Origin of the sequence: Streptomyces sp. RLB3-17, from assembly GCF_007113425.2 — a bacterium.
Classification (GTDB): domain Bacteria; phylum Actinomycetota; class Actinomycetes; order Streptomycetales; family Streptomycetaceae; genus Streptomyces; species Streptomyces mirabilis_D.
In genome coordinates this window covers 6,194,155-6,221,014 of the sequence record NZ_CP041610.2, presented here as the reverse complement: position 1 = coordinate 6,221,014, position 26,860 = coordinate 6,194,155, and the positions used below count along the sequence as shown (strand labels likewise).

The window sequence follows — 26,860 nt, the reverse complement described above, 5'->3', positions numbered from 1 at the left end:
CCCCGGCCTCGACGTACGGCGGCCTTTTGCGTGCCCGGGCGCCGGCTGCGCGTCAGTCCTGCGCCTGCGCGCGGGCCTGGTCCGCGATGCTCTGGAGCGCCATGAGGTGCGCGGCGAGGCGGCGCCGACCGTCGAACGTGAGCGCCAGCCAGGTGCGAGGACGCTTGCCGACATAGCCCTTGCGCACGGACACGTACTCCGCCGTCTCCAGCGCGGCCACCGTCTTGCTCAGCGCGGAGTCGGACATCTGCAGCCGCTCGCGAACCGTCTTGAAATCGGCTTCCGCACAGCCGGAAAGGAACGCCACGAGCGCCAGCCGGGTGGGGTGCTGGATCGTCGGGTCGAGGCTGGACCCGGTATCCGGAACGGTCATGCCGCGGTCCCCTTGCGGGCGCTCGCCATCTGCACCCAGGTGAGGATGCCGAGCCCGGCGCCGAAGACGCCGATGAAGCCGGGGAAGCCGAGGAACGCCCAGGCGATGCCCCCCGCGACGATCGGCAGCGCGACCGCCGACTGCCGCCTCGCGCGCTCGCGGGTGCTGCCGGCGGGCCACGGTGTGATGCCGCCCGCGCGGCTGGAGGCAATGGTCAGGGCCAGGAAGATGGCGAGGCAGAGGGCGGCGCCGAGCAGATACGCCCAGGTGTGGGGATGCGCGTCGTAGAGCGCGAGGCAGCCGAAACCGGCGGCGAACAGCACGCCAGTCACCGGCGGACGCCAGGCCGGTACCGGGCGCGGCCGACGGGCGGCGGCCAGTGCCGAACGGGCCGTGGTGAGCGCGGCGTCGGCGTCGGCAGGAGAGGTCGACTCAGTCATGACGCCATCGTGGCATGTACTTTCCTCAATGGCAAGTACTTTCGTTACAACCGGTGCGCATGTGGTCCGTCTTGTCAAGGGCGCAAGAGGCCAATAGGGTGATGTACGTCAGTGACGGGCTTGACCACCCGTGCTGCATCGCCATCGATCCGGCCCTTCTAGAGCCGGTCGCAGTTGGTAACCGGGGGTTTCACCATGCATCGCGTCATGTCCATCACGCGTATCCGCGATTCACGCATCCGTGCACCGCGCTTCCCTTCACCGCCACGGCTGAACTGACGGTCTTTCTGCGCCGTAAAGCATTTCCCACTCCGACGTGATCGCGCTGCGCGGTCGCGCGAAAAGGGCTGCCCAAAAGCGCGCGGAATCGACTTCGCGGCAACGGAAATTTTGCCGCGCCATTCAGCTCAACTCTTCCTCAATTCGCTTCCCGATCCGGTGTGTTGCCGGAGAGGGTGGCACTATTCGATCACCCGCCCGAAGGGAAAGAGAATCGTGGCACGCCCACCCGTCATGCCTCCGGAAGAAAAAGCCAAGCTCGTTCTCCATCTCCTCTCCGGCGAACTCTCCGTCTCCCAGGCCGCCCGCCAGGCCGGCGTCTCGGAGCAGGCCATCGGCAATTGGAAACGTCAGTTCATCGCGGCCGGCAGCCAGGGGCTGGAGGGCGGTGACCGGCAGAGCAGCGAGCGGGAGCGCAAACTCAACGCCCAGATCACCGAGCTGAAGACCGCTCTCGGCGAGGTCTACGTCCAGCTGCGCGCCCGCCGAGCGGCGGTGGACTTCCATGCGGTCCCTTCGCAGACCTCGAAACCGTACGGCGTGACTGCGGGCTCAGCGTTTCGAGGTTCTGCCGCATCCTCGGGATACCGCGAAGTACTTACTCCCGCCGGGGACTGACGTAACGCCAGTTGTAAGGAAGAGTTCTATGCACCACGCACCAGGCGCCCTGGAAGTGGATTCCCTGACCAAGCGGTACGGGACCCAGGTCGCACTCGATGGAATGTCGTTCTCGGTGAGTCCGGGCGAGGTCTTCGGATTCGTCGGCAGCAACGGCGCCGGAAAAACCACAACGATGCGTATCGCGGTGGGTGTCCTGGACACCGACCGCGGCGAGGTCCGGTGGCGCGGAAAGCCCGTCGACGCCGAATCCCATGCCGTGATCGGCTATATGCCGGAAGAGCGCGGCCTCTATCCGAAGATGACGGTGGCGCGGCACCTCGTCTATCTGGCACGGCTGCACGGACTGTCCCGCGCGGACGCCGTCACCGCCATGCAGACCTGGACCGAGCGGCTGGGTGTGGACAAGTACCGCGACCGGACGGTCGACTCGCTGAGCCTCGGCAACCAGCAGCGCGTCCAGCTGGCCGCCGCCCTCGTCCACGACCCCCAAGTCCTGCTGCTCGACGAGCCGTTCTCCGGCCTGGACCCGCTCGCCGTGGACACCATGAGCGCCGTGCTGCGGGAGAAGGCCGCCGAGGGGGTCCCGGTGCTCTTCTCCAGCCACCAACTCGACCTGGTGGAGCGGCTCTGCGACCGGATCGGCATCGTGCGGTCCGGGACGACCGTGGCGTGCGGCTCCGTCGAGGAGCTGCGTGCCCGCGGCAGCGCGGGGGTGTACGTCGAGATCGACGGCGCCCCCGACGACTGGGCGAGCGGCGTCGCGGGCGTCGAGGCGCACCGTCCCGAGGGCAGCGGCACGGTCGTGCACCTGAACACGGAGGCCGACGAGACGGAGCTGGTCCGCCGGGCCCTGTCGGTGGGCCGGCTGCGGACGTTCCAGCGCCGGCAGCCCACGCTCACCGAGCTGTTCCGCTCCTACGTGGCGGCGGAACCCCACGACGCCGGCGAGCACGAAAACGGGAACGGGAACGAGCCGGAGCATCCCAGCAAGGCCCGCAAGCGCGCGAGGCGCGGGAAGCGCGAGAAGGTGACAGCGTGAGCAAGCAGCAGGCCAGGGCTGCCCGTTCGTCGGCGTCGGCGGCAGTGCGGCTGGTCACCGGCCGGGAGATCGCCGCCCGCGTCGCCAACCGCTCCTTCGTGATCGGCACCATCGTCAACATCGCGGTCATCATCGGACTGCTGGCCGTCTTCGGCCCGTCCTCCGACGACGACCACCACACCACCGTCGCCGTCACCGGCATCGCCACGAGCGCCCTCACCCCCGCCGGGAACCACGCCGCGAGCGGCGCCACGCACTGGCACGCCGTCGCCGGCGAGGCGGCGGCCCGCCGGCAGGTGGTCGGCAAGGACGCGGACGCCGCACTCGTGGTGCACGGCAGCGAGGTCCTGATGCTGGTGCGCGCCGACACCTCCCAGGAGGCGCGCGCCGCGGCCACCGCGGCCGTCCAGCAGTGGGCCACCACCCGCGCCCTGAACCGTCAGCACGTCGACGTCGAGCGGCTCCGGCAGGACGTCGCCGCATCCCTGCCGCGCACCCAGAGCGTCGACGGCCGGGGCAGCGGCAGCGCGGGGCCGGGCACCGCGATCGGCATCGTGACGATCCTGTTCTTCCAGCTCTTCGGCTACGGAATGATGGTCGCCCAGGGCGTCGTGGAGGAGAAGTCCACCCGCGTCGTCGAGGTGCTGCTCGCGACGCTCACCCCGCTGCGGCTGATGGTCGGCAAGGTGCTGGGCATCGGCACGGCGGCCGTGCTGCAGACCGCGGCCTTCGGGGCGGCCACATTCGTTGCGGTGCGGTTCGCTCACGTACTGCCCGCGCAGTTCCCGGCGGCGTCCGCGATCCTCGCCGCCGTCGGCTGGTTCGTGCTGGGCTTCCTCTTCTTCGCGTTCCTCTTCGCGGCGGCCGGCTCACTGGTCTCCCGCTCCGAAGAGGTCGCCACCGCCGTGATGCCGGTGCTGATGTCCACGATGGTGCCGTACGGCGTGGCGGTCGCCGCCACACAGGACCTGAACGCCTCATGGGTGCAGATCGTGCAGTACATCCCGCCGTTCTCGATGCTGATCATGCCGCTGCAGGTCAGCGTGCACGGCGCGGGCTGGGGTGCCAACGCGGTCGCGGCGCTGCTGATGGTCGCCGCCGCGGCCGGGCTCGCTGTGCTGGCCGGGCGCGTCTACGAGCGGTCGATCTTGCGGGTCGGCAGCGCGGTCCGCTGGCGCGAGGCGCTGGGGAAGGCCGCCTGAAAAGCCGGTCGGTGGGCGCGTGACGTCGTGGGAGCGTGACGCCTGAACACGGCGAAGAGCCCGTGCCCCGTGGACATCCACGGGGCACGGGTCCAAGTCGTCCGCAGCGCTCAGCCCTTGAGCTGCGCCATCCACGCCTTGACGTCCGAGGACGTGCGGGGCAGGCCGGCTGACAGGTTCCGGTTGCCGTCCTCGATGACGAGGATGTCGTCCTCGATCCGGACGCCGATGCCGCGGTACTCCTCCGGCACGGTGGTGTCGTCGGCCAGCACATCCACGAGTGACTCAGGGATCGCTTGTCACTGCGGCACTGGGCTGGCCATAGGTTCAGCCTGACTACGTAGAACCGCCTTCGACGTCCAGATCCCAAGCGGCTCCAGCACGTGGCGTGTGCACAGGAATTCGCCGAGTACGCGCGCCCTATCGTCGGGCTCATCGCCCGGCGGACGTCGAGCGCCGCCTCCCGCTGCTCGACCAGGCCGAGCATGAGGAGCTTGCGCATGCCGGAAGTGATGTGGGCGCAGCGCGCCGAGATGCCGACTCGGCAGTTGCCGTCGATGCTGCTCCCGTCCGTCAGGGCGATGCTCTTGGCCGAGTCCGGGCCGCGAACGCCCCTCATCGGCCGGCCTTGTCCTTGGAGACGACCGACGAAGCCGAACTGGCTGGTCATGTCGGTTGCGCGGCTTATCCCCCGGCATGTAGAGCGCGAAGGGCGAGGACGCGCATGTGGCAGCGGTGCACGGCCGATGGCCTTAGCGGCGCGGTCGGGCCGATTCAAGCGGTCGCGAAAATCCGGGTTCATATCGGCATCGCGCCACTGGTTCAAGAGCCCATACTCGCAAAGTCGCAGGTCAGAAGCCATTAACGGGGACGGCTAACAGGAAAGACTGAAGGGGCACCACAGCGGCTGCCGACACATTCGCGAGAACTCGAATCGGCTCCCCGCGCGGTGCAGTCTCCTCCGTGTCCCGGGGCGCCACCGGACACGGCCAACGGACTTGCGCGGCTAACTCCCTGCCGGTCGATGGTTCCTTCCCCAACTCACCGCGTGCTTCTGCATGCCCGAGAAACAGAGGTTTGCCATGTCCATCACGAGCACCCACCCGGATGACCCGCAGCCGCACACGCCGGAGGCAACTCCCGCTGAGCAGCCGTGCGCACAGAACGGCCTCGCCTGGGCCACGGTCGGGCTGTCCGCCGCCTGCTTCACTGCCGGGGTGGTCCTCTCCCTGACAGGCCACGAGGAAACCGGCCGGGCCCTCATCACAGCAGGGTCCTTGGGACGAGGAGTCAACACCCGGAAGTAGGGCGGGGTCGCGGCGCGGGCCACTGCTGCCGGACGCATCCCGTCTGGCGGCAGTGGCCGACCTCCGCGGAAATACGCGGGGCATCTTCGACCAGACAGGACCTCAGCCCGGTCGCAGGCTCCACGGCCTCGGGTCGGAACGCCGGGCCGTGGCTGAGTTCGCCGGCCGCCGTCTCGCCGAAGCACCGAACCAGAAGCCGGTGCCTTGAGGCGCGTGCGAACGCGGTTGCCCCGTTGACGCCTGCGTGCTGGGAGATTCGGTCCAGGTGGTGTTGTGGGACCACCGACGCCGTCTCCGTCAGCTCGTGCCGCCCCACACCGCTTCCAGGTCCCGGCAGCGGACCAGGATGCTCGCGTCGGTCAGCGCGATCTCGTGTGTGCAGCCGCCGTCCTCGTCCGGAAGGATTTCGTCGAGGAGGACAGCGTCGACCAGCATCCAGTCGATGGAGTGTTCATAGTCGACGGAGAAGTGCGTCACGCCCGAGTAGGTGATACGCAGGCCGGAGTCGTGCTTGAACTTGTTGGGCGCGAAGTCCAGGACCAGGCCGCCGCTCTTGTCGGTGGCGAAGTGGACCCCGGCCAGTTCCAGATCCTTGACACAGCGGGTCGCGCCCGCGATGTCGTAGTGGCCGGGGTCGGTGGCGAAGGACCGGGCGCCCGGGGGCAGGTCGGCGCGCAGACGCGGCAGTTCGGCCAGATAGGCCCCCGGATCCACGGAGAACCCTCCGTCGTCCCAGACGGCCGTGACGTACTTCATTTGCATCCTTCCGCGGCGAGAGGCGGTCGCCTCCATTTGTCTCCGGTGATGTCCTCGGTCCCCTTGGGGCTGATGCGGCCGACCTTCCGCAGCTCGTAGATCATCCGCCCCTTGATGGCATTCTCCACGCCGGGCGGGACCTCGACTTCCGAAGCCTTGATGCCATGTTTGTTGAACCAGCCCTGGCTGTTGTAAAGCCCGACTTCGCGCATGGACTTGTCGTAGACGTGGATCTCCACGTCCCTTCCCTTGTTGCCCACCGGGAAGATGTCACGCCGGCCCGTGTACCCCTGCCCGAAGTCCAGTGGGTTCTTCGGCCCCGACGGCCCCTTCCCGGCAAGCCCGAGGGGGTCGGTCCAACCCAGTGGGTTCGGAACGTAGGCGTGGTGATCGGGTGCGGGGACGAGACCCAGCGGATCAGCGCTGATGTACCGCGCCGTCTCCGGGTCGTAGTACCGGTGAAGGTTGTAGTGCAGGCCCGACTCGGGATCGGCGTACTGGCCGGGAAAGCGCAGGGGACAGTCCACCGGCGACGCATCCTCCCCCGGAGCCGGGAGGCGAGTGCCCCACAGGCTGGTACGGCGCTGCCAGACCAGATCTCCCGTTGCGTCCACCAGTTCCGTGGGCGTGCCCACCGCGTCGGTGACGACGGTATACAGCTGGGCTCTGTGCTCAGGAGCCGATTCCTCCGCCAGCCGCGCCAGGAAGGACGTGTTGCCAGTTGACGCGGTTGGTCTGTGGCTCGTCTGGGCGACCGGGCGAGGATCGTCAGTCGCGTAGTCCCAGGTGGTGACCCAGCCGTCAGGCGTGGTCTGCTCGGCCAGGCACAGGTCGTCCCAGACGAAGTCCGTACGGTCGGCAACGGAACCGTCGTCGGCCACACGGTGCTTGGAGACGCGTCGGCCGAACGGATCGTACGCGTAGTGCCAATGGCTGCCGTCCGGAGCGACCAGGTCCATGAGACGGTCCTCAGCGTTCCACGCGTAGCTCCAGACACGGGTCTGGCCGTTCAGGAGCTTGCGGGTCCTCCTGACGAGGCGGCCTTCGGCGTCGTACTCGTACGAGGTGCGACCGGCCGAGCGGACGAGCGTTCCGTCGAACCGGCGTTCACCGCCTGCCTCTTGGTCCGGCGACGTGGCGTGCACTAGGTTGCCCGCCGGATCGTACGCGTAACTTTCCGTCCAGCCGTGGGCGCGGACGCCGCTGACCCGGCCCATGACGTCCAGGTCGAAGCGGCGGGTGCCCGACGTCAGTTCCCGGATCTCGGTCACACAGCCGTCGGCCTGGTGGGCGTAGGTGCGGTGTTGGAGGAGGCGGTCCGCGCCGGACACCAGGGAGGCGGAGGTCGCGGTCAGAGTCTGCGCTGTCAGCAGCCCCACCGCGCTCCAGCTCTGCGTCAGCGTCACCTCCGCGCCGATGTGGCGCTCTGTCTCGCGGCCCGCGGCATCGTGCACGAAATCCAGCGTGCCCGCACGCGAGCGCAGGGTGAGAGGGCGCCCGGCCGGGTCGTACGTCCACTCCGAGACCAGCCCGGACGGCGTCACCCGTCGGGTGCGGAGCCCGAGGGCGTCATGGACATATGTGGTCGTGCCGCCGTTCACGGTCTCCGTCAGAACCCGGCCGAAAGCGTCACGCGTCAGCACGACTTCGGCGTCCGCGTTGGCCGCGCGGCACAGACCGCCGTCAGGGCCGTAGCCGAACGTGGTGACGTCACCCGCGTCCGAGCGTTGCTCCACGACCCGCCCGAGCGCGTCCCGCGTGAAACTCAGGGTCTCTCCGGCGCCGTTGGTACGCGCCCGCAGACCACCGACAGCGTCGTGCGTGTACCTGAGGGTGCGGCCGTTGAAGTCGGTTTCCGTGGCCAGGCGGCCGGCCTCGTCATAGGTGTACGACCAGGCCAGACCCAGTGGGTTGGTGACGGATGTGAGGCGGAGTTCACTGTCGTAGGCGAATGCGTACTGTGCGCCGTCCGGGTCCGTGCGGGAGGCCGGAGCGCCGAAGTGGGTCGCTGTGTGGCGAGTGGTGTGGCCGGCGGGATTCGTGTGGGTGAGCAGGTTGCCCTCGGCGTCCCACGTCCACGACTCGCGTGTGCCATCAGAGTGTTCGCGCCAGGAGGGCCTGCCCTCGATGGTCCAGCCCATGCGGGTGGTGTGGTCCAGAGGGTCGGTCGTTTCGACGATTCGGCCGAACGCGTCGCGGCGGACCGTAGTCGTGTGGCCCAGCTCGTCGGTCAGGGCGAGGGGCAGGCCCGCCGCGTCGTAGGCCACCGTGCGTGTGTGGCCGAGAGCGTTCGTGATCGCCGTCGGGCGGCCTTCCGCGTCGCAGGTGTATCGGGTCTGCGCGCCGACCGGGTCGACCGTCGTCAGCAGGTTGCCCCGCTCGTCGTACGTGTGTCGCCAGACCGCTCCACCAGGCTCGACGAGTTCCGTGGGCAGGCCGAGCGCGTTGTAAGCGGCCCGTGCCGACGACCCGTCGGGCAGGGTGAGTTCGGTGAGGTTGCCCGTCTCGTCGTAGCGGTATCGGGTGGTGTGGCCGAGCGGGTCGGTGACCGTAAGAGGTTGGCAGCCGTACTCGTCCCACTGGGTGCGGGTGACGTTGCCGAGCGGGTCGGTCTCCTCTTCGACCAGGCCCTCCGTGTTGTGGCGGTGGGTGGAGGCGCGGCCCTGGGAGTCCGTGTACGTCGTCGTGCGCGCCGTGTCGTCGTACGTCAGCGTCCCGGAGAGGATTCCGTCGACGCCCTCGGTGCGGACGACTCGGCCGCGCTCGTCGTAGACGTAGCCGAACCAAGTGCCGTTCCGGTCGGTCCACTTGGTGACCCGGCCATCGGCGTCGTACGCGAACCGCAGTGGTTCCCCACTGGAGTTGACGACCTCCGTGAGGTTGCCGGCGCCGTCGTAGCCGTAGCGCATGACGACCGTGCCCTCGTCCGGCACGTTCCGTGTGTAGCGGGACGGGGATTCGTCGAGCAGGCGCAAGGCGGTGATGCGGGGGCCAGTCGTGTCGACGGCGACGTAGTAGCCGCCGGAGTGGCGGAGGCCGAACGGGACGCCCTCGTCGTCGCGTTCGACGTCGATGCGGTTGCCGTTGCGGTCGCTCCAGGAGTCCAGTGCCAGGTGGAAGACGCCGAAGGTGGGGGAGGGGACGGGGGCGGCGAAGGTGCGGACGACGCCGGTCGCCGGGTCGGTGACGGTCATCGCGCTGTCCGGCTTGCCGTCCCATTCCAGGGGCCAGCGCACGCCCTTCACCGGCATCGTCGGGACGCCCGGTTCCGGCACCGGGTAGACCAGGCGCATGCCGTCCGCCGCCGCGAACACCACGCCCTCGCCGTCGATCTGGAGGCACTCGTCGAGGGTGGAGATCCAGGTCGGGCCGAAGCAGACCCCACCCCGGTACGAGGACAGATGGGTGCGCGTGAACTCCAGCGGCAGGCTCCCCGGCAGCGCCAGATCGGTCTGCGTCATCAGCATCGCGCCGGTCGCCACGTCGATCGGCTCGCCGACGCAGGGGGTGCGGTCGGCGTTGCGCGCGGCCGGGCCGAGTTCGACCAGGTCGGGGCGGAGCGAGGGCGGTCGGAGCAACAGCGGTGTCGTGTCGCTGAACGCGCCCTCGATGCCCGCCTTGACGACCCCGCCGCCCGCGCCCAGGGCGCCACCGAAGATCATGCCGTCCTTGGCGGCCTGGTTGACCTCGTCGAGGCTGAAGCCCTGTTGCAGGCCGGTCGCGATCTTCAGGGGCTGGGCCACAGCCAAGTCGACGGTCACCGACTCGATCCCGCCGAAGGCCGCGGCCACCAGCGTGCCCGCGGCGATCTCGGCGATCGTCGTGGAGACGGCCACGCCGAGACCGGCGCCGAACTCGATGACGAGGTCGGCCGCCGCGACGGCCGCGCCGGAGGCCAGGCCCGCGGTGAAGAACGCCAGCGCGACCCCGCCCGCGATCACGGCGGCGTCGATGCCGATCTGCGTCCAGAGCTTGTTGATGGCGTCGTCGATCGCGTCGGCGAACTTGTCGAGCGCCGTGGCCATTTGGCGCCCGGAGTCGGCCAGGTCCTTCAGCCAACCGCTGTCCTTGCCCTTGGCGCTCTGCGCGTAGCGGCCCCAGAACTTGTCGAACGCCTCGATCGACTCACCCGTGTTGTTGTGGATGATCGACGACGCGCTCTGCTGCACCGGGCCCCGTACGTCGTCCACGGCGTCCGCGAAGGTGCGCCAGGCCGTCGCCGCCGACCGCAGCTTCCCGGAGTCGGCCTCCGGCCACCACAGGCCCAGATGGAGCAGGATCTTCCGGGCCTCGTCCTCAACGCTCACCGGCACCGTCCGTCTTCGGGACCTTCACCTCGGTGAACATTCCGGCGATCAACTCGTCGTTGTCGACATGACCGTCCGCCATGTCCGCCATGGCCTCGTGAATGCTCGTCAGCCCGAGCACCAGCGTGCCCGCCGCACCCTCGATCTTCTTCTGCAGCGGCTTGTAGGAGTCGCCGAACTCCTTGCCCTGCTTGTCGTTCCCCCAGGGCTCGCCCAGCCCGTCGAGGGACTTCACGAGCGCGGTCAGCGCCTTGCCCAGATCGACGGCGGCCGTCTGGAAGTCCGGTGCCGCCCGTTTGATATCGGCGGTCTTGATGTCGAGGACCTTGGCCGGGTCCTTGCCGTCGCCCATCGACGCCTCCCCCGTTCGCAACTGCGGCCTTCGACCCTAGGGGAGACAGGTCAAGAGATGGTCATACAGAAGGCACGTGAAGGTAATGCAGCGTCGGTGGAAATACGCACCACCGAGGGCGAGTTCATCGTCTTCGGCCAACTGAGAGACAGCGTCTGTCTCTTGGTGGCCATGTCTGACGACATGGCCGGGCGGGCCGGTAACGCCTTGCCCTCCACCATCGCAAGCATGGTCGAGGAGACCCAGGCGATCGCCGGTTCCGTGTAGGCCGACCGCAGTCTGCGCAGACAGACACTCGGGATGCGCGAACGAGCGAGCTTGGGTCGCCGCAGTCGTCTGTCCGGCAAACCGGACGGGCCCTGCCGGAGATCACCGCTGCCTGTCCCTTGGCGATGCCGCGTGCGACTGACGTGCAGCGAGAAGTCGTAGACGTGCGTGCCGTCGCCCTTGGGAAGGCTGTCGACCGACCCGGTGGTGGCACGTCTTCACATGACCGAGGGGTTTCTGTGGACCGCTCGCGCTCGACGAGCCTGCCGGTCCGCCCGGTGCCCTCATCCCAGAGCGGGCGGGCTGGGCCTCAGCGAAGCTGACGTTGGTCACAGCTCATGGACGAACCGCGTACGCCGTGCGAGTCCCGTGGCACCGCTGACGGCCTGGGCTACGAGGCGAGGTAGATCATTCCCCTAGGACCGCTCTGTTCCTTCTCTGCACAGACCTGTTGTTCCCCAAGGGAAAGATTCTTGACGATGACCTCCCGCGGCCTGCCCCTTGTTCGGGCTGCAACGGCGAAGGTGTTGGAGGCAGAACCCAGGCCGTCCAGGTCGTCCGTCGTAGGAGGAAATCCATGGTGTCCCCCGACAATGTTGCGGGACACCATAGAGCTATCAGAGCGCCATCTCGCGTGCGCGCAGGAGCTCGTTGAGTACGCGCACTGGCGACGTCGGACCCGTGGCCAGTCGGGCGTCGAGCGCTGTCTCCCACTGCTCGGTCAGTCCGAACATGAGGCGTTTTCGCATGCCGGAGGTGACGTGGGCGTAGCGCGCCGAGACGGAGCCGTCGACGTGGCCCATGCGTTCGTCCATGAGGACCTTCTCGGTGCCGAGGTCCTCCATCATGGTCCGGTGGGTATGGCGCAGGCCGTGGGGTGTGAGGCCCTTGGCGATCGGGAGCCAGCAGGCGTCGGCCCGGTTGCTGGCTCCGCGTCCTCGGGCCGGGACTCCTGGCCACGGCTCGCCGAGGATCGGCACAGGGCGGGGCTCCTGCGGTGCCTTCTTCGGGTACCAGCCCGAGACCGCAGGAGTGAACAGCCAGGTCCCGAAGCCGTTTCGACGCCAGTGGGCAGCGCGCACCGACACCACGCCGCCCCGCACGAACCCCAAGTCCGAGACGGCCTGTTCCACCCTCGCCCGCTTGGCTTCGGTGACGCGGTCGGGGTGGTTAAGGACGTTGGACACCGTGCCCGTGGAGACTTCGGCACGGCGTGTTTCGGCCTGGTGCGGGCGACGTGGTTGGCGACCAGGCCCGACAGCCAGTCCGGTGCATCGATCTTGCGGTAGCTGTCGTCCTTGGGCGGACAGCGCACGAGCTCGCCGGTGTCGAGTTCGTACAGTTGCCACTCGACGCGGACGGAGCCGGGGCGGGCGAACTCCGTCTCCAGGCCCACGATTTCGCCCCAGCGCATGCCGGTGTGCCCCTTGAGGACGACGGCGACGAACTCGTCGTCGCGGCCGGAGAGCAGGGCAGCCCGTTCGGCGGTCAGCAGGATGCCGAGTGCGGAGCGTGCTGATGAGCACGTGAAACACGCACTTGCCGCGAGAGGACGGCCCCGTCCGGACCGTACGGGGAGTGACACTGCGGGCAGTCTCGCCCTGGCCCGTAACCGTGCGTTCACTCCCAGTCGGACCACTTCAACGCGAGTTCCATTCACGGAAGTGCTACGGAAGTTGGCCCTGCGCCTGGATATTGACTCGGTGGCCGAACCATCCAAGCCAAGACCGCATGATCCCCTTGTGGTCGGTGGCAGATATGCAGTAGACGGGTTGGTAGGTTCCGGAGGGATGGGGTCCGTCTACCGAGCGAAGGATCAACTGCTTGGGCGCGTCGTTGCCATCAAGTCACTTCGACGAGACCTCTCGGATGATTCGAGACTTCCGCTAATTCTCCGTGACGAGGCTAGGACCGTTGCGACGCTTAACCATCCCGCGATCGCAGGAGTACACGACTTCGTTGAGAGTGATGAAGGCAACTTCATCGTCATGGAGTACGTATACGGTGAGAATCTTATGGCTGTGCTCCGACGGGGGCGGGTTAGCCCGATGGAAAGCGTCGCATTGCTGCGAGTGGTTCTCGACGCCTTGAAGCATGCACACGAGTCAGGGATCATCAACTGCGACATCAAGCCCGGCAACATTATGTTGACCCCTGATGGAAGAGTAAAGGTCCTCGATTTTGGCGTCGCGAGCCTCGTCGAGAACCCGCGCCAGGGAGTACACAGCACGGAAGGGTCCATCGTTGGCACGCCGAGCTACATGTCCCCCGAGGCCATCCGAGGCGAAGCGCCGACCCTGCACCGGGATCTCTATGGAGCAGGCGTAACCCTCTACGAACTGCTCACCGGGCGGCAGCCATTCCATGGCATGGGATCGGCGTACAAGATTTTCCATGCGATAACTTCACTTCCGGTACCGCCACCGTCATCCGTAAACCCACTGCTCGACCCCGCCGGCGATTCCGTATTACTGAGAGCCCTACGTCTGCTCACGCATCGCTCGCGCGAGAGTCCTGCGTCTGGGCGCACGTGTTAGATCACACAAGCGGTCGCCACTAAGGGTGACCACGAGACCGCCTCCAGCGCTGTCTGCATGCCCGCTGCGTCCTGGAAGCGATCTGCAGGATTTCGCCCCATGTCTATGAGGAACCGACCGTTGTGTCCGACGAAACCCGGCCGCCTTCGGATTCTGAGGGTTCAAATCCCGCCACCCCGACAGCTGAATAGCAGGTCAGAGGGCCCTTACCGGATCGGTAAGGGCCCTCTGGCGTTGCTGCGTGCCGATCTGCGTGACTGTCGATTCCTGCGCGCCTACTACCGCTGCTGGACGGCGCCGCAGATGCCGTCCATGGCCACGGCGCCGGTCTGGATCACGGGCCGGATGACCGACGAGTCGGGAGATCTCTTCCAGCGGGACACCCCCGGTCGGAGAGCAGAGACACAACCTCGGACGCGGTCACCGTCCGGCGTGCCAGTCACGCTCCGGATCGTCTGTGTCGCATACGCTGCGAAGACGTCCGACCTGGCGTCCTCGGTCACGCGTACGCACCTTCACGCCGGTTCGGATGGCGCGGCTGCCCGATGCGGAAGGGGTGTGGCATGAGGTCCCCAGGTGTGCACCTACGGGAGATCACCGACGCAAACCGGGATGCCGTACGTGCCCTCCGGGTCCGACGTGACCAGAAGCAGTTCGTCGCCTCTGTGTCCAGGTCGCTCAAGGAGGCGGCGAAGAAACCGGAGGCCAATCCCTGGTATCGCGCCGTGTACCGTGGCGACGAGCCAGTCGGCTTCGTGATGCTGTCGTGGAAGCCGCCGTCCGGTCTTTTCCAAGGGCGGCATTTCATTTGGCGCCTACTCGTCGACAAGCGGTACCAGCGACGAGGGATCGGCCGAGAGGCGCTCACGCAGATCGCCGCCCTGGTTCGCGCGGACGGCGCCACCGAGCTGCTGACCAGCTACGAGCCCGGCGACGGCGAACCGTTGCCCTTCTACCAGGAGTTCGGGTTCGAGCCCACCGGGGAGATGGACGACGGTGAGATCGTTCTGCGGCTCACCTTCCCCGCTCAGTGAGCTCACGCGGGAAACCGCGGACGGCTGCGGGGGCCCCAGTATTGACCTCGATCCGGGTGGCGACGACAAGGGACCCCGCGGCCCTCTGCTCGGTCGGCTCAGGCGTTGGGACGCTTGCCGTGGTTGGCCTTCTTCTTCTTACGGCTGCGTCGCTTGTTCCCTCGCTTGGCCATGGCACATATCTCCCTAGTCCAGTGCTTTCTACGGCTTCGCCAGTCTAGATTTGGTCCGGTATGTCCGCATCAGGGGTGCAGCGGGCACAGCGCCACCTGTTCGCCGCCCTGGACCTGGGCGAGGACAAGCTCACCCGGGTCGGCGACTGAGCCAAGGCCAACATCGTCGAATTCGCTTGCGGACCATCGTCACTCGGGTCAACGTCGCCTGACACCTGACGAAGGCAGAGACGATGACCACGCAGATCCACCCCGTCGACCACGAACTCATCGAGGCCGCGGCGCACGTCGCTCGCACGCGCTGCCAGGGCGACAACCACACCATGGCGGCCGCGGCCCGTGCCCGGGACGGCCGGATCGTCACGGCGGTGAACGCCTACCACTTCACGGGAGGACCCTGCGCCGAGTTGGTCGTCATCGGCGCGGCAGCCGCCCAGGGCGCCTACGAGCTGGACACGATCGTTGCCGTGGGCGACCGCGACCGGGGAGTTGTCCCCCCGTGCGGCCGGTGCCGTCAGGTCCTTCTCGACTACTTCCCTGCCCTCAAGGTCATCGTCGGCGAAGACGACCGCATCCGAACCGTCCTCATCACCGACTTGCTCCCCGAAAGCTACATCTGGGCCGATCACCAGCTCGACGCCGAGTAGCCGCGCGTCGTACGCCGCCCCCGCGGAGTGCGAAACCCCTCCATGCGCGTCCTGGTCGTGTGGCGCAGCCCGTGAGGTGGGAGACCCTTCGTGGGATTTCGGCCGACGCGGCAATCCAAAAGGGCGCCGTCGACGTACTGATAAGAGAGCTGCAACCCGGGGATACGCCCCGGTCGGCTGGTTCCCGTGCAGAGGGGATCTTGGCTGCAAGACGTGCTCCCGTCTGTGCGAGGCAACGCCGGCGACCGCGCCGCTCCTCCCCTTCGGCTGCGGCTGTCCCTCTCGTGCCGCTAAGAGGTGCGCGAGACGATGGAGGAGAAGGTGCATCCATCATGCGAGCACAACGCGCGAGGCGTCTCGCCGCGGTGTCCGCGGTCGGCGTTCTGATGGCCGGCGGCGCTGCGATCGGCGCAGCGGGCACGGCCGCGGCAGCAGCCCCTGCCGTGCACACTCAGGTGACCACCAACTGGTGCGGCGGCCACGACGACTGGGGCGGACGCTGCTTCGACCAGCGCTTCGACCACCACGGGTTCCGCTTCGATCACCGCTTCGACCACCACCGCTTCTTCAACAACGGAGGTTTCGTGATCATCGTGCTCTAGTACTCCCTTGCCCTCCCTCGTCTGTCCTCCCTTGTCGAGTCAGTGCGCGTCGGTGCGCGCCGCAATGTCGCGATCGTTCGCCCCGGGAGAGGCACTGGGAGAGGCACTGGGAGAAGTCAACCGCCGCTGTCCATTCCCGTCGTATGACTGGCCTGGCATGCTCTCTACGCTGCTGGAACGAGTCGCACAGCCGACGTGGCGAGGGATGGGTCTTCGGTCATGGACACCTTTGAATGGGCAGTGGCGATCCTGGCCGTGACGATCTGCTTCGGGCCCGGCCTGGCGGCCGTGACGACGGCCTGGCTGTTCCCCTGGCTCAGAGGCTCGATTGCACGGCCACGCCTTTGGGGCTGGGGCGAGCTGATGCTCGGCCTCTTCTTCGCCATGCAGCTCATGGACCAAACGGTCGTTTCCACCCCCCACAGCGGCGACGTGCTCTTCTACGGAGGATTGGCATTCGGCATCGCCGGCCTGTATCTGATGATGCTCGTCCGGAGTCCGGGCACACCTCCTGAGGTACAGGTACCGGCGCAGCCGTACGGCAGCGAAGTGCAGCTACCTCCCAGGCAGTAGCCGACCTGAGTCGGCCCGCCACGATCAGGACGACCGGGCTCAGGAGCAGAGATTCACGTGCCGGACGGCCAGGACGTGCCCCGCCGCGTCGATGAGGCGGCTGCGGGAGAGGTGTCCGCCGGTCACCGCATTGGTGATCGCCGTGGCGATCGAGGACGTTTGGGAGCTGACGTTGCTCCCCAGGTCGAACAAGACCATGTCGGCGCCGGAGCGCAGGGCCTGGACGGCGGCGGCGGGGACGCTGAAGCCGGCGGCGGAGATCGCCTTGGCGCTGAGCGAGTCGGTGACCACCAGCCCCTTGAATCCCATCTTGCCGCGCAGCTCGGAGCTGATGGCGGTGGGTGACAGGCTCGCCGGATTGGTACCCAGGCCCGGCACGATGTTGTTGGAGACCATGATGGCCGGGGCACCGGCCTTGATGGCCGCTGTGAACGGCGGGATGCCCACCTTCTGCAGGGTGGACCAGGGCAGGGTGCGGGCGGGGCCGAAGTCGGAGTTGTAAGTGGAGCCGCCGAGGCCCGGGAAGTGCTTGACGACGGGTATCACGCCGCCGGCGCGCAACCCGTTCATGTACGCGACACCGGCCTTGGAGACCACCGAGGTGTTGCCGCTGAAGGACCGCCATCCGTCGGGGTTGGTATGGCTGGGGGCGACGTTCCTGCCGTCGACGTCGACGACCGGCGCGAGGTCCATGTTCACCTGGGCGGCCGCCATCTTCTTGGCGACCTTCGTGACGTTCTGCTGGATCTGGGCCGGGGTCCAGTGCGCGCCCATGTACGCGGGCCAGGGCAGGGATCCGACGAGGTTCGCCATGCGCTGGATGCCGCCGCCCTCCTCGTCGGTCATCACCAACAGGCCCAGGTGGCCGGGTACATGGGACTTCAGGGTGGTCAGCCGGGAGCCGAGGTCGGACGGCGCCTTGCTGCCGAACAGCAGCACACCGCCCGCACCGGCGCTCACCTCGGACGTGGCGTCGGACACCGAGGTCTCCGACACCGGGACGGCGATGGTCAGCATGGCCAGCCGACGGTTCGACCACCCGGCCAGCTTCGAGCTGTTGGTACACGCGGTGGCGGCGGTGGTGAGGGCCGGAGCGAAGGTCGAGCGGGAGTGGGAAGGCGTGGCGGACGGGGCGAGGGACACGCCGGGACCGCTGGAGTGCGGGGACGCCTTGGAAGTGCCCGTGTCACAGCCCACCAGGAGCATCGCCGCCACGGCGGCGGCAGCGCTCAGTCTTCGTGCGTTCCTGGCCCGGCCGGGGAGCCGCGGCGGTGCTGTCGCTCTTCTGCGGTCACGGTACGACGGGTGATTCATCGCCCGGCCTCCTTCGGGAAGGCGCGACGGTACCCGTCGCGCTGAGGGCCGTATGACCATGAGGTGGGCTTTACGAGGCGTGACAGGCGCACCAGCCCGCACTTGTTCGCTGGTCCACGGTCGGAGTACCAGGATCTCGCGCCTCGGAGCCGGACGAAAGTCCAGCCGCCGTGAGCCAGGACTTGTCTTCGAGGGCGCTTCACCCGGGTCGCAGCGCGGTTCGCCGGGGGACGGGTGTGGGGCCAGGGCGCCCTCGGGCCGGGAAACGGCAGGTCGGGGGGGGCTTCCGGCGACCAGCGAGCTGGTAGATCTTGTCCAGCGGGAGCCTCGGTCGGAGCTGCGGTCGTGGTGTGAGGGGTACGTCCCGCTGCACGGCGACACGCCCGTTCGTTCAGTAGCCGGCGCCTCGCCGCGTGTGACCGGGGCCGTGTCCGGGCGTCACCAGGTAGCGAGCTTTTGAGAACGTGTGTACGAGCTTCCCGTCGGCGTCACGAGCGAAGCCGTCGGTCAGGTCCCGGACGAATCTCCGGGCCGCCCCCGGACAGGCCGGGGATGCAACCATTCCCTTCAGAGCTGGAACCCCCGGAAGCCGACCGCGCGTTGGAGACCCCAACCGCGGGCACTGACAACGGACCTGCCGGTGATCGATGGTATGGGTGCGCGTTCCCGAATCGAGAGCGCCGGCCGACCGGTCACGGACGTAGCGCCTGCTCTGGCCGGCCTTCGCTGTTGCGCCGCCGCCCATCTCGAACCACTCGCCACGGGGATCGTCAACTATCGTCTGCGGCTGTAGACATACGTTCGACAAGGAGAGCCGATCCGTTGAACCGAGCCTCGGCCGACAGGTCTCGTACGGTGGCGATCGGTGCCGCCGCGTCGCGGCCCTGCACGCTAGTCGTCTGCCGTGGATGTTGTTGCGGCGATCCGCGGAAGTATCCCGACGACGATCACGCCTGGCAGTTGGAGCGGTTGCGGGCCGGGGCCGAGGCGTCCGGGGGACGGTTCGTGGTGCGGACCGTGGACTGTCTCGGACCCTGCGACCAGGCCAATGTCGTGGTCGTGCAGCCCTCGGGGGACGCGCGGCGCCGGGGTGCGCGGGCGATCTGGATCGGGTTCGCGATGGGGGACGACTGCACCGAGGAGCTGGTGAGTTGGGCGTCCGCCGGAGGGCCGGGGATCGCCGAACCTCCGGTCGCGCTGGAGTTGCAGTTCGTCCGGCCGCCGCGCGAGGCACGGGCCCGTACGCGTCGCTGAGGCGATGTCGGTCAGCAGGCCGCACTCTGGAACCACACCTCCCCGTGCGGCACTCTTCTCCCTCGTGGGGACCCTTCCGTATCAAAGCCCGTCGACCGACACGACCCAGCACATGGTGGTGGCCGGTGACGACGCCCTGGCGCACCGGCTGGCCGCCGAACTGCGGGGTGTCTACGGCGAACGGGTGACCCTCGTCGTGCCGCCCACCCAGCGCAGTGTGCGCCCGCCGGTGGTCGGGCGGGCGCGGGCCTCGACTCTGTTCGACCGGATGTCCGCGGCGGTGAACCGGGCCGCGGGCAACGGGGAGGGTCCGCCCAACCGGACGGCCGAACCAGCCGGTTCCGAGCGGGTGTTGGAGGCCACCGAACTCACCGAGTCCGTACTCGCCGAGGCGGGTGTGGAACGGGCCGCCGCCCTCGCGCTCGTCCATGACGACGACGAGACCAACATCCGGGCCGCGCTCACCGCGCGCCGCCTCAATCCGCGGCTGCGGCTCGTCATACGGCTCTACAACCGGCGCCTCGGGCAGCACATCGAGGAACTCCTCGATCAGGCCTCGGCGTTGGCCATGGCCATGGCCGACGGTGAGGGAGACGGTGGCGGCGGGAGCGGGGGGCTCGGGTTCGACGCCTCCACCACCGTGTTGTCCGATGCCGACACCGCCGCACCCGCGCTCGCCGCGACCGCCGTCGCCGGGACCAGCAAGGTCGTCCAGACCGATGGGTTGATGCTGCGGGCGGTGGAGCGGCCGCCGCCGGGGCCCGGCGAGGTCGCCGATCCCGGGCTGTGCACGCTCGCGCTGCTGTCCGCCACCACCAACGACCCCGCCGGGGCCGACGGTTCGGAGAGCAGCGGGTCGCAGGGCCCTCGGCTGCTGCCCGACGAGCGGGCCGTGGCGGCGGCCACCGGGCGCGGGACCGTCGTCCTGGAGACGGTGTCGTACGCCGCGTCCGCGCCGTCCGCCGGGCGCAGTGTCGTGCCCTTCGGCTCGCTGCTGTCGCGGCGGCTGCGCTGGTCGTTCGCCGGGCTGGTGGGGTGTGTGGTGGGGCTGGCGGTCGCGTCGATGCTCGTCACCGGGGAGCCCCCGCTGCAGGCGACCTATCTGACGCTGCTCGATCTCTTCGCCATCAACAACCCCGCCATCGGTGAGCCCATCGGGCGACAGATTCTTCAGCTCTTCTCCGGGCTCGTCGGGTTGCTGCTGCTGCCTGTGCTGCTCGCCGCCGTGCTGGAGGCGCTCGGTACGTTCCGCAGCGGGTCCGCGTTGCGCAAGCCGCCGCGGGGGCTGTCCGGGCATGTGGTGCTGCTCGGGGTCGGGAAGATCGGGACGCGGGTGCTGACGCGGCTGCGGGAGCTGAACATTCCGGTGGTGTGCGTCGAGGCCGATCCGGAGGCGCGGGGGCTGGCGCTGGCGCGGCGGTTGCGGGTGCCGGTGGTGTTGGGGGATGTGACTCAGGAGGGTGTGCTCGAAGCCGCGAAGATTCATCGGGCGCATGCGCTGCTCGCGTTGACCAGCGCGGACACGACGAATCTGGAGGCCGCGTTGTACGCCCGTGGCGTGCGGCCCGATCTTCGGGTCGTGCTGCGTTTGTACGACGACGACTTCGCCACCGCCGTGTACCGGACCCTGCGGGCCGCGCATCCGCAGGCGCTGACTCGGAGTCGTAGCGTGTCGCATCTGGCGGCGCCCGCGTTTGCCGGGGCCATGATGGGGCGGCAGATCCTCGGGGCGATTCCGGTGGAGCGGCGGGTATTGCTGTTCGCGGCCATCGTGGTGGGTGGGCATCCGCAGTTGGAGGGGCGGACTGTGGGGGAGGCGTTTCGGGCGGGGGCGTGGCGGGTGCTTGCGTTGGACACGGCTGCGTCGGGGGGACGGCGGGGTGGTAAACCGGTGTCCGCCGTGGGGGGTGGTGGGGGCGAGCGGGGTGGTTCCGGGCTGGTCTGGGATCTGCCCTCTACGTATGTGCTTCGGGCGGAGGATCGGGTGGTTTTGGCTGCGACTCGGAGGGGGCTGGCGGAGTTGTTGGGGCGGCGGCGACGGGAATCGGCGGGTACGTAGGTTTTTGGTCTCGGGGGTGGCTGATGCCGGTGCCGGTGCCGGTTCTGGCGCGGGGAGTGGGGTGGGGGGTTTCTTCGCCCCCGCCGCCCCTACCCGTCCCATCCCTCTGGGGCTCCGCCCCAGCCCCCGCCAGGGGGCTCCGCCCCCACACCCCCCGCGGGGCTCCGCCCCTGCACCCCGCTAAAAACGCCGTCCCCAGACGCCTGCGGGACTCCCGCCCCGGACCCCGCCGGGGGGCTCCCCTCCCCCCCACGCACACACGGGGCTCCGCCCCGGATTCCCTCGGGGCTGCGCCCCAGACCTCACCAGGGGGGCTCTGCCTTCGGACTCCCTCAGGGCTCCGCCCCGGACCCCGCCGAACGACGCCACCTCCGGACTCCCTCTGGGCTGCCCCGGACCCCGCCAGGGGATCCTGCGCCCCGCCAAACAACGCCGGGGGCGCGCGGTTTGTTGGGGGTGGGTTAGTGGGGCAGGTGTCTGGTTGCGAAGTCGAGTTCGAGCTTTACCTGTTTGATGCGTTCGTCGACGACCAGGGAGCCGTGGCCCGCGTCGTAGCGGTAGACCTCGTGGATGGCGCTGCGGGCGGTGAGGCGGGATACGTAGTTGTCGATCTGGCGGATGGGGCAGCGGGGGTCGTTGACGCCGGCCGAGATGTAGACGGGGGCCTTGACCGCGTCGACGTAGGTGAGGGGGGAGGACGCCTCGAAGCGTTCGGGGACCTCCTCGGGGGTGCCGCCGAGGAGGGTGCGGTCCATCGCCTTCAGGGCTTCCATCTCGTCGTGGTACGCCGTCACGTAGTCGGCGACCGGGACGGCGGCGATGCCGAGGGTCCACGCGTCCGGCTGCGTACCGAGGCCCAGAAGGGTGAGGTAGCCGCCCCAGGAGCCACCCGTGAGGATCAGGCGGGCGGGGTCGGCCAGGCCCGACGTCACCGCCCATTCCCGGACCGCCGCGATGTCTTCGAGCTCGATCAGGCCGACCCGGTGCTTGAGGGCGTCCGTCCACTCCCGGCCGTAGCCCGTGGAGCCTCGGTAGTTGATCCGGACCACCGCGTACCCGTGGTCCACCCAGGCCGCCGGGCCCGCCGCGAAGGAGTCGCTGTCGTGCCAGGTCGGGCCGCCGTGGATGTCGAAGACGGTGGGCAGGGGGCCCGTCGTGCCCGCCGGCTTCTGGATGAGCGCGTGGACACGGCCGCCGGGGCCCTCCACCCACACGTCCTCCACGGGGACCGAGCCCGGGGACTTCAGGCCCGGGGGATCGAGGACGATCTCGCCCGTCGTCGAGCGGACCACGGACGGCTCGGCCGCCGAGGACCACAGGTACTCCACGGTTCCGTCGGGGCGGGCCGTCGCCCCGGAGACGGTGCCCTGCGGGGTGGGCACCTGGACCAGCTCGCGGGACGCCAGGTCGTAGCGCCACAGGTCGCTGCGGGCCTCGAAGCTGTGGGCGATGAGCAGGGCCGAACCGTCGGGGTACCACTCGGCCGCCACGTCGCCCGGGAGGTCCAGGGCCAGGTCCGTCTCCTCCCCCGTCGACACGTCCCACACCAGCGGCTCCCAACGGCCGCGCCGCTGATGGCCGATGAGGAGGCGGGTGTCGCCGTCGACGGGGGCGAAGCCGAGCACTTCCAGGCCCAGCTCGACCGTGCCGCCCTTGGTGTCGTCCAGCTCGGCGACCGTCGAGCCGTCCGGGCGCAGCACCCGCAGCGCCGAGTGCATCGCGTCGCCGTGCTCGGTGTGCTCGACGGCGATCAGGGAGCCGTCGTGCGAGAGGTCGCCCACGCCCGCCGACTCCCGGTGGCGGTAGATCTCCACCGGCTCCTCGCCGAGGCGGACCACGTGGATCGTCGAGCCGTCCTCGTCCGTCGAGCGGCCCACGACCGCCGTCCGGCCGTCCCTGCCGATGGCCAGACCCCCGGGGTAGGAAGGCTCCAGACCCGGAGCGGCGGGGGCGTCGGCCTCAGCAACACCGTCACCGGCATCGAGGCCGCCGTCGCCGTCGCCGGAATCCGCGCTCTTGGGAGCGGTGAAGCGCTGGCGGCGCCAGATGCCGAACTCGTCCCCGTCCTTGTCGTCGAACCACCAGATCCACTCGCCGTCCGGGGAGAGCACCCCGTCCGTCGTACCGTTCGCCCGGTTCGTGACCTGGCGCTGCTCCCCCGTCCCGCGGTCCCACGCGTACAGCTCGTACGTCCCCGTCGCGTTGGAGACGAACAGCGCGCGGTGCGGGGCGTCCTCCGCCCAGTCGGGCAGCGACACCCGCGGCGCCCGGAAGCGCTTCTCCCAGTCGGGCATGGCTGCCTGCTGCTGCTCGATGGACCCGTTGCTCTCAGTCATGGCCCCATAGTGCCTGGCCCGACCGACCCCGCGCTGGCGAGGTCCCCAGCCTGTGGATAACTTCGCCGAACGCGCCGAACCAACTTCGAAAGAGCACCGGCATGAGGGGCCCCGAAGCCCCGGCGTCGCGCGCGGCACCGTACCTTTAAGTCGTGTACCGGTTCCTGCTGACGCCCCGCTGGTGGGGGATCAACGTCTTCGTGCTGTTGGCCATCCCCTTCTGCATCTTCATGGGGTCGTGGCAGTTGAGCCGGTTCGAGGCTCGGGTGCAGGACCACCGCGCGGCCGGTGAGCAGGCCGCCGCGGCCAGGACGGAGGCGGCCCGTCCGCTCGCCCGGCTGCTGCCCGTGAGCACGGAGACCTCCGGAAAGCAGGCCACCGCGACCGGCCGGTACGGCAAGCAGCTCCTCGTGCCGGGCCGCGAGCTCGACGGCGAGCGCGGGTTCTACGTGCTGACGCTGCTGCGCGTCGACGGCGGCAAGGCACTGCCCGTCGTACGGGGCTGGCTGCCCGGAAGCGCCGACCCGGCGAAGGCGCCCGCCGCCCCGACCGGTGAGGTCACCGTCACGGGTGCGCTCCAGGCGTCCGAGAGCCCGGGGACGAACGGCGTCACCGCCGCCGGGGGTCTGCCCGCAGGGCAGACCGGCGCGATCAGCTCGGCCTCACTGGTGAACCTGGTGCCGTACGAGGTGTACGACGCCTGGATCACCCTCGCGAAGGCCGACAGCGGGATGCGTGTGGTGCCCGCGACCGAGCCTCAGGGCACCGGCCTGGACCTGAAGGCGTTCCAGAACCTCGGTTACACCGGTGAGTGGTTCGTCTTCGCGGGCTTCGTGGTCTTCATGTGGTTCCGGCTGCTGCGCCGCGAGGCGGAGTTCGCCCGGGACGCGGAGCTGGGACTCGTCCCGGAGCATGACGAAGAAGAAGCCACGGTCACCGAAGCCACCGCCCGAGCCGAAACCGCTGGCGACACCACCGCCGAAACCACTGCCGACGCCACCGCCCAAGCCGCTGCCGCCGGCGCCCCTCAGGACGCCGACAACATCCCCGTCCGGTAGATCGTCCCGGCGCACGCGTTGGGCACGGTCGTCGTGGCCGTCGCCGCGCCCGTCTCCGCCGTGTACGACACGGTGACGCTGCCGTCGGCCAATCCGCCGTCCTCCCTCACCATCTGGGTCGAGGTGCCGGTGCCACCGGTGCCCGTGGCGGTGCCGCCCGTGCTGGGGGCGCCGTCCGTGGTGGTGGTCGGGGTCGGCGAGGGCTGACCGCCGCCGGTGGTCGGACAGGTCTCCGAGGGCACCCAGGCGAACTTCACGACGTACGAGGCGCTCGGCTTCAGCACCACCGAGGCGACCTCCGTGGTGGGGTCGGGCAGCCCGGAGGCCGCGTCGCCCGCCACATGCGTCACCACGCTGATCTTGGCCGAGTCCGCGGCGCCCTGCGCGAGGGTGCCGAGCGTGCCCGCGCCGCTGACGGTGCAGCTGGTGGCGGAGACGTTCGAGACGCTGAAGGAGCCGTAGACCGCGCCGGTGGCGTCCGGGGTGCCGACGGTGCTGGTGCCTCCGCCGAGCTGCGCCGGTGTGCACGCGGGCGAGATCGGGGCCGAGGCCGAGGGATCGGGGCCGCCCGTGGCCGACCCGGTGTTCGCCCCCTTGCCCTTGTCGGGCGTGCCGGTCTGGCTGCCGTTGCCCTTGTCCTTGGAGGTGCCTGTGCCGCCGCCCACGGAACTCTCGCCGCCGTCGGGGCCCTTGCCCTGGCTGGTGCCGCCCTGGGCCTGTGAGCTGTTGCCCGCTATGGACGGGTCGGCGTTCGACCCGGAGGCGTTCGAGACGTGCACGAGGGCGGGGACGGCGGTGCCGATGAAGAGCGCGGCGGCGGCCACGCCGACGATGGCCTGACGCTTGCGGGCCCGTCGTGCGGGGACCGCGCGGCGCAGGTGCTCCAGCGTGCCGTCGGTGGGTTCGATCTCCTGGACGGCCTGGTGCAGCAGCCGGCGCAGCGCCAGCTCGTCCGAACCGAACCCGTCCGAACCGAACCCGTCGGAGCCCAGCTCGTCCGAACCGGACCCGTCCGAGCCCAGTGCGTGCGGGCCCTGCGGGTGGGGGCCGTTTGCGTCGGGGCCGTGGTTCACAGTTCCGTTCCCAGCTTGCTGCTCGTGCTCGTGCTCGTCTTCGGCGGGCGTGGGCCGGTGTGTCGGCTCATGCCACTCGTAGGGCTCGTGTCGGTCGTGGTTGTCGCGTCGCTGGCTCATGCCGGGGCCTCCATGGCGACACGGAGCGCCGCGATACCGCGCGAGCCGTACGCCTTGACCGACCCGAGCGATATCCCGAGGGTCTCGGCGACCTGGGCCTCGGTCATGTCCGCGAAGTAGCGCAGGACGAGGACCTCGCGCTGGCGGCGCTGCAGGCCCTTCATCGCCTTGATCAGGGCGTCGCGCTCCAGCTGGTCGTACGCGCCCTCCTCCGCGCTCGCCATGTCGGGCATCGGCTTCGAGAGGAGCTTGAGGCCGAGGATGCGCCGACGCAGCGCGGAGCGCGAGAGGTTGACCACGGTCTGACGCAGATACGCGAGCGTCTTCTCGGGGTCACGGACGCGTTTGCGCGCCGAGTGCACGCGGATGAAGGCCTCCTGGACGACGTCCTCGCAGGAGGCGGTGTCGTCGAGCAGGAGCGCCGCGAGGCCCAGCAGCGACCGGTAGTGGGCGCGGTAGGTCTCGGTGAGATGGTCCACCGTGGTGCCGGCGGCCATGCTGTCTTCAGCGCCGTCGCGCTGACTGGGTATGCGGGCGGGCCGCGCTGCGGGCATGGGCGCGATCACCGGCATGCCGCCGGGCACGCCGGGGCTGCGGAGTCGGCGGGGTGGACGCAGGGACGTGCCCCTGGTCTGTACCGCGGTGAATTCGAGAACCTCTGCCACGCCAGTTGGACACGCTTACCCCCGCCAGGGTTGTACGCGACAGGCATCACATTCGCTCCAGGGTTCACACCGGCCGAAGCACCCGTGTTCACACCGGCCGAAGGACCCGCTCCCACGCACCCCACGACGCCTGTCCCCACGAACCGCACAACGCCCGTCCCCACACACCGCACAACGCCCGCCCCCACGCGCTCCACAAGACCCGCCCCCACGCACCTCGCAACGCCCGCCGGACCATGTGCCGGAACGCCTGCCGACGCGACCGGTAGCGCGCCTGGCAGTGCATTGAATGCCCTCATGCGTACTAGCTCATCCCCTATGCCCCGTTATGCCGTGCCGCCCCCGGACACCCGTTTAGGGCGACCGCAAAGACGCTCCCCGCCCTCCGCGCGGTTGCGGAGAACGGGGAGGGAAATCTTCGAACGCCAAGCGGGTCCTGTACAAGTGGTCCGGACCATTATTCCGGCCACAC

The 26,860-nt window shown here is 69.2% G+C and carries 23 protein-coding genes and 2 pseudogenes; 12 read left to right on the top strand and 13 right to left on the bottom strand.

Annotated elements, in window-relative coordinates; translation table 11 throughout:
• Nucleotides 1–52 precede the first annotated feature (52 nt).
• Together FNV62_RS28230 and FNV62_RS28225 are read right to left on the bottom strand one after the other, a co-directional pair.
• On the bottom strand, nucleotides 53–373 hold the full coding sequence (locus FNV62_RS28230; RefSeq protein WP_054237384.1) for a transcriptional regulator: 321 nt from the start codon (nucleotides 371–373) through the stop codon (nucleotides 53–55).
• Nucleotides 370–813 carry a hypothetical protein gene (locus tag FNV62_RS28225; protein ID WP_143627500.1) on the bottom strand — a complete coding sequence of 148 codons (444 nt, stop codon included), beginning with the start codon at nucleotides 811–813 and terminating at the stop codon, nucleotides 370–372. Before FNV62_RS28225 ends, FNV62_RS28230 begins: the two co-directional genes overlap by 4 nt.
• 495 nt (nucleotides 814–1,308) lie before the next feature.
• Between FNV62_RS28225 and FNV62_RS28220 the strand changes: the two genes are divergently transcribed.
• Genes FNV62_RS28220 through FNV62_RS28210 form a run of 3 tightly spaced genes read left to right on the top strand, consistent with a single transcriptional unit; the run spans nucleotide 1,309 to nucleotide 3,954 of the window.
• Complete coding sequence (locus tag FNV62_RS28220) at nucleotides 1,309–1,710, top strand: helix-turn-helix domain-containing protein (protein WP_225900408.1); 402 nt, start codon at nucleotides 1,309–1,311, stop codon at nucleotides 1,708–1,710.
• A gap of 28 nt (nucleotides 1,711–1,738) precedes the next feature.
• Nucleotides 1,739–2,752, top strand: a complete 1,014-nt coding sequence (locus tag FNV62_RS28215; RefSeq protein ID WP_143627498.1) for an ABC transporter ATP-binding protein — start codon at nucleotides 1,739–1,741, stop codon at nucleotides 2,750–2,752.
• Entirely contained in the window at nucleotides 2,749–3,954 is a 1,206-nt protein-coding gene (locus tag FNV62_RS28210; RefSeq protein ID WP_097285628.1) for an ABC transporter permease, read from the top strand. Before FNV62_RS28215 ends, FNV62_RS28210 begins: the two co-directional genes overlap by 4 nt.
• Before the next feature lie 110 nt (nucleotides 3,955–4,064).
• Here the strand turns inward: FNV62_RS28210 and FNV62_RS28205 are convergent.
• The 4 genes and pseudogenes from FNV62_RS28205 to FNV62_RS28190 form a co-directional block, all read right to left on the bottom strand.
• A pseudogene (locus FNV62_RS28205) lies at nucleotides 4,065–4,220 on the bottom strand (aminopeptidase P family protein); the annotation flags it as partial.
• Between the two features lie 1,338 nt (nucleotides 4,221–5,558).
• Nucleotides 5,559–6,017 carry a hypothetical protein gene (locus FNV62_RS28200; protein WP_054237379.1) on the bottom strand — a complete coding sequence of 153 codons (459 nt, stop codon included), beginning with the start codon at nucleotides 6,015–6,017 and terminating at the stop codon, nucleotides 5,559–5,561.
• The gene (locus FNV62_RS28195; protein ID WP_225900407.1) at nucleotides 6,014–10,330 is read right to left on the bottom strand and encodes a DUF6531 domain-containing protein; all 4,317 of its coding nucleotides are present in this window, start codon (nucleotides 10,328–10,330) and stop codon (nucleotides 6,014–6,016) included. The genes FNV62_RS28200 and FNV62_RS28195 overlap by 4 nt, the downstream gene beginning before the upstream one ends.
• Nucleotides 10,314–10,676, bottom strand: a complete 363-nt coding sequence (locus FNV62_RS28190; RefSeq protein ID WP_054237378.1) for a hypothetical protein — start codon at nucleotides 10,674–10,676, stop codon at nucleotides 10,314–10,316. Before FNV62_RS28190 ends, FNV62_RS28195 begins: the two co-directional genes overlap by 17 nt.
• 57 nt (nucleotides 10,677–10,733) lie before the next feature.
• Here FNV62_RS28190 and FNV62_RS28185 point away from each other — a divergent pair, with 57 nt between their 5' ends.
• On the top strand, nucleotides 10,734–10,943 hold the full coding sequence (locus tag FNV62_RS28185; RefSeq protein WP_143627495.1) for a hypothetical protein: 210 nt from the start codon (nucleotides 10,734–10,736) through the stop codon (nucleotides 10,941–10,943).
• 617 nt (nucleotides 10,944–11,560) lie between these two features.
• Here FNV62_RS28185 and FNV62_RS28180 read toward each other — a convergent pair.
• A pseudogene (locus FNV62_RS28180) lies at nucleotides 11,561–12,513 on the bottom strand (LacI family DNA-binding transcriptional regulator); the annotation flags it as partial.
• Between FNV62_RS28180 and FNV62_RS28175 the strand changes: the two are divergent.
• Entirely contained in the window at nucleotides 12,440–13,480 is a 1,041-nt protein-coding gene (locus tag FNV62_RS28175; protein ID WP_225900406.1) for a serine/threonine-protein kinase, read from the top strand. The pseudogene FNV62_RS28180 and the gene FNV62_RS28175 sit on opposite strands and share 74 nt — an antisense overlap.
• A 278-nt stretch (nucleotides 13,481–13,758) precedes the next feature.
• Here FNV62_RS28175 and FNV62_RS28170 read toward each other — a convergent pair whose 3' ends face one another.
• A complete protein-coding gene (locus tag FNV62_RS28170; protein ID WP_164331770.1) occupies nucleotides 13,759–13,923 on the bottom strand; it encodes a hypothetical protein in 165 nt (54 codons plus the stop codon).
• A 120-nt stretch (nucleotides 13,924–14,043) separates the two neighbouring features.
• Between FNV62_RS28170 and FNV62_RS28165 the strand changes: the two genes are divergently transcribed.
• Complete coding sequence (locus FNV62_RS28165) at nucleotides 14,044–14,514, top strand: GNAT family N-acetyltransferase (RefSeq protein WP_225900405.1); 471 nt, start codon at nucleotides 14,044–14,046, stop codon at nucleotides 14,512–14,514.
• A gap of 98 nt (nucleotides 14,515–14,612) precedes the next feature.
• Here FNV62_RS28165 and FNV62_RS58045 read toward each other — a convergent pair whose 3' ends face one another.
• Nucleotides 14,613–14,687: a 50S ribosomal protein bL37 gene (locus tag FNV62_RS58045; RefSeq protein WP_101896790.1), complete on the bottom strand. Its 75-nt coding sequence runs from the start codon at nucleotides 14,685–14,687 to the stop codon at nucleotides 14,613–14,615.
• 233 nt (nucleotides 14,688–14,920) lie between these two features.
• Between FNV62_RS58045 and FNV62_RS28160 the strand changes: the two genes are divergently transcribed.
• The 3 genes from FNV62_RS28160 (at nucleotide 14,921) to FNV62_RS28150 (ending at nucleotide 16,509) form a co-directional block, all read left to right on the top strand.
• Nucleotides 14,921–15,334 carry a cytidine deaminase family protein gene (locus tag FNV62_RS28160; protein WP_097285625.1) on the top strand — a complete coding sequence of 138 codons (414 nt, stop codon included), beginning with the start codon at nucleotides 14,921–14,923 and terminating at the stop codon, nucleotides 15,332–15,334.
• A 332-nt stretch (nucleotides 15,335–15,666) separates the two neighbouring features.
• Nucleotides 15,667–15,936 carry a hypothetical protein gene (locus tag FNV62_RS28155; protein WP_063818465.1) on the top strand — a complete coding sequence of 90 codons (270 nt, stop codon included), beginning with the start codon at nucleotides 15,667–15,669 and terminating at the stop codon, nucleotides 15,934–15,936.
• Between the two features lie 219 nt (nucleotides 15,937–16,155).
• Nucleotides 16,156–16,509 carry a hypothetical protein gene (locus tag FNV62_RS28150; protein WP_143627491.1) on the top strand — a complete coding sequence of 118 codons (354 nt, stop codon included), beginning with the start codon at nucleotides 16,156–16,158 and terminating at the stop codon, nucleotides 16,507–16,509.
• Between the two features lie 39 nt (nucleotides 16,510–16,548).
• Here the strand turns inward: FNV62_RS28150 and FNV62_RS28145 are convergent, their stop codons facing one another.
• Nucleotides 16,549–17,823 carry a glycoside hydrolase family 3 protein gene (locus FNV62_RS28145; protein WP_164331768.1) on the bottom strand — a complete coding sequence of 425 codons (1,275 nt, stop codon included), beginning with the start codon at nucleotides 17,821–17,823 and terminating at the stop codon, nucleotides 16,549–16,551.
• A gap of 861 nt (nucleotides 17,824–18,684) precedes the next feature.
• Between FNV62_RS28145 and FNV62_RS28140 the strand changes: the two genes are divergently transcribed.
• Nucleotides 18,685–19,077, top strand: a complete 393-nt coding sequence (locus FNV62_RS28140) for a hypothetical protein (RefSeq protein WP_097289108.1) — start codon at nucleotides 18,685–18,687, stop codon at nucleotides 19,075–19,077.
• A gap of 112 nt (nucleotides 19,078–19,189) precedes the next feature.
• Complete coding sequence (locus FNV62_RS28135) at nucleotides 19,190–21,136, top strand: NAD(P)-binding protein (protein WP_144078815.1); 1,947 nt, start codon at nucleotides 19,190–19,192, stop codon at nucleotides 21,134–21,136.
• Between the two features lie 461 nt (nucleotides 21,137–21,597).
• Here the strand turns inward: FNV62_RS28135 and FNV62_RS28130 are convergent, their stop codons facing one another.
• Nucleotides 21,598–23,472: a S9 family peptidase gene (locus tag FNV62_RS28130; protein ID WP_143627490.1), complete on the bottom strand. Its 1,875-nt coding sequence runs from the start codon at nucleotides 23,470–23,472 to the stop codon at nucleotides 21,598–21,600.
• Nucleotides 23,473–23,624: 152 nt separating this feature from the next.
• On the opposite strand from FNV62_RS28130, the gene FNV62_RS28125 reads away from it, so the two are divergent.
• On the top strand, nucleotides 23,625–24,530 hold the full coding sequence (locus tag FNV62_RS28125) for an SURF1 family protein (protein WP_143627488.1): 906 nt from the start codon (nucleotides 23,625–23,627) through the stop codon (nucleotides 24,528–24,530).
• On the opposite strand, the gene FNV62_RS28120 is transcribed toward FNV62_RS28125, so the two are convergent.
• Together FNV62_RS28120 and FNV62_RS28115 are read right to left on the bottom strand one after the other, a co-directional pair.
• The gene (locus FNV62_RS28120; protein ID WP_225900404.1) at nucleotides 24,500–25,723 is read right to left on the bottom strand and encodes a hypothetical protein; all 1,224 of its coding nucleotides are present in this window, start codon (nucleotides 25,721–25,723) and stop codon (nucleotides 24,500–24,502) included. The two genes, FNV62_RS28125 and FNV62_RS28120, sit on opposite strands and share 31 nt — an antisense overlap.
• On the bottom strand, nucleotides 25,720–26,295 hold the full coding sequence (locus FNV62_RS28115; protein WP_054231405.1) for a SigE family RNA polymerase sigma factor: 576 nt from the start codon (nucleotides 26,293–26,295) through the stop codon (nucleotides 25,720–25,722). Before FNV62_RS28115 ends, FNV62_RS28120 begins: the two co-directional genes overlap by 4 nt.
• Nucleotides 26,296–26,860: the final 565 nt, after the last annotated feature.

What these genes read in the sequence shown, in the direction of transcription:
- FNV62_RS28155 (WP_063818465.1), top strand. Translation starts at nt 15,667, where the DNA reads ATGCGAGCACAACGCGCGAGGCGTCTCGCCGCGGTGTCCGCGGTCGGC.
- FNV62_RS28115 (WP_054231405.1), bottom strand. Translation starts at nt 26,295, where the DNA reads ATGCCGGTGATCGCGCCCATGCCCGCAGCGCGGCCCGCCCGCATACCC.
- FNV62_RS28165 (WP_225900405.1), top strand. Translation starts at nt 14,044, where the DNA reads ATGAGGTCCCCAGGTGTGCACCTACGGGAGATCACCGACGCAAACCGG.
- FNV62_RS28135 (WP_144078815.1), top strand. Translation starts at nt 19,190, where the DNA reads ATGGTGGTGGCCGGTGACGACGCCCTGGCGCACCGGCTGGCCGCCGAA.
- FNV62_RS28225 (WP_143627500.1), bottom strand. Translation starts at nt 813, where the DNA reads ATGACTGAGTCGACCTCTCCTGCCGACGCCGACGCCGCGCTCACCACG.
- FNV62_RS28130 (WP_143627490.1), bottom strand. Translation starts at nt 23,472, where the DNA reads ATGACTGAGAGCAACGGGTCCATCGAGCAGCAGCAGGCAGCCATGCCC.
- FNV62_RS28145 (WP_164331768.1), bottom strand. Translation starts at nt 17,823, where the DNA reads ATGAATCACCCGTCGTACCGTGACCGCAGAAGAGCGACAGCACCGCCG.
- FNV62_RS28185 (WP_143627495.1), top strand. Translation starts at nt 10,734, where the DNA reads ATGGTCATACAGAAGGCACGTGAAGGTAATGCAGCGTCGGTGGAAATA.
- FNV62_RS28215 (WP_143627498.1), top strand. Translation starts at nt 1,739, where the DNA reads ATGCACCACGCACCAGGCGCCCTGGAAGTGGATTCCCTGACCAAGCGG.
- FNV62_RS28120 (WP_225900404.1), bottom strand. Translation starts at nt 25,723, where the DNA reads ATGAGCCAGCGACGCGACAACCACGACCGACACGAGCCCTACGAGTGG.
- FNV62_RS28150 (WP_143627491.1), top strand. Translation starts at nt 16,156, where the DNA reads ATGGACACCTTTGAATGGGCAGTGGCGATCCTGGCCGTGACGATCTGC.
- FNV62_RS28190 (WP_054237378.1), bottom strand. Translation starts at nt 10,676, where the DNA reads ATGGGCGACGGCAAGGACCCGGCCAAGGTCCTCGACATCAAGACCGCC.
- FNV62_RS28175 (WP_225900406.1), top strand. Translation starts at nt 12,440, where the DNA reads ATGCCGAGTGCGGAGCGTGCTGATGAGCACGTGAAACACGCACTTGCC.
- FNV62_RS28200 (WP_054237379.1), bottom strand. Translation starts at nt 6,017, where the DNA reads ATGAAGTACGTCACGGCCGTCTGGGACGACGGAGGGTTCTCCGTGGAT.
- FNV62_RS28160 (WP_097285625.1), top strand. Translation starts at nt 14,921, where the DNA reads ATGACCACGCAGATCCACCCCGTCGACCACGAACTCATCGAGGCCGCG.
- FNV62_RS28230 (WP_054237384.1), bottom strand. Translation starts at nt 373, where the DNA reads ATGACCGTTCCGGATACCGGGTCCAGCCTCGACCCGACGATCCAGCAC.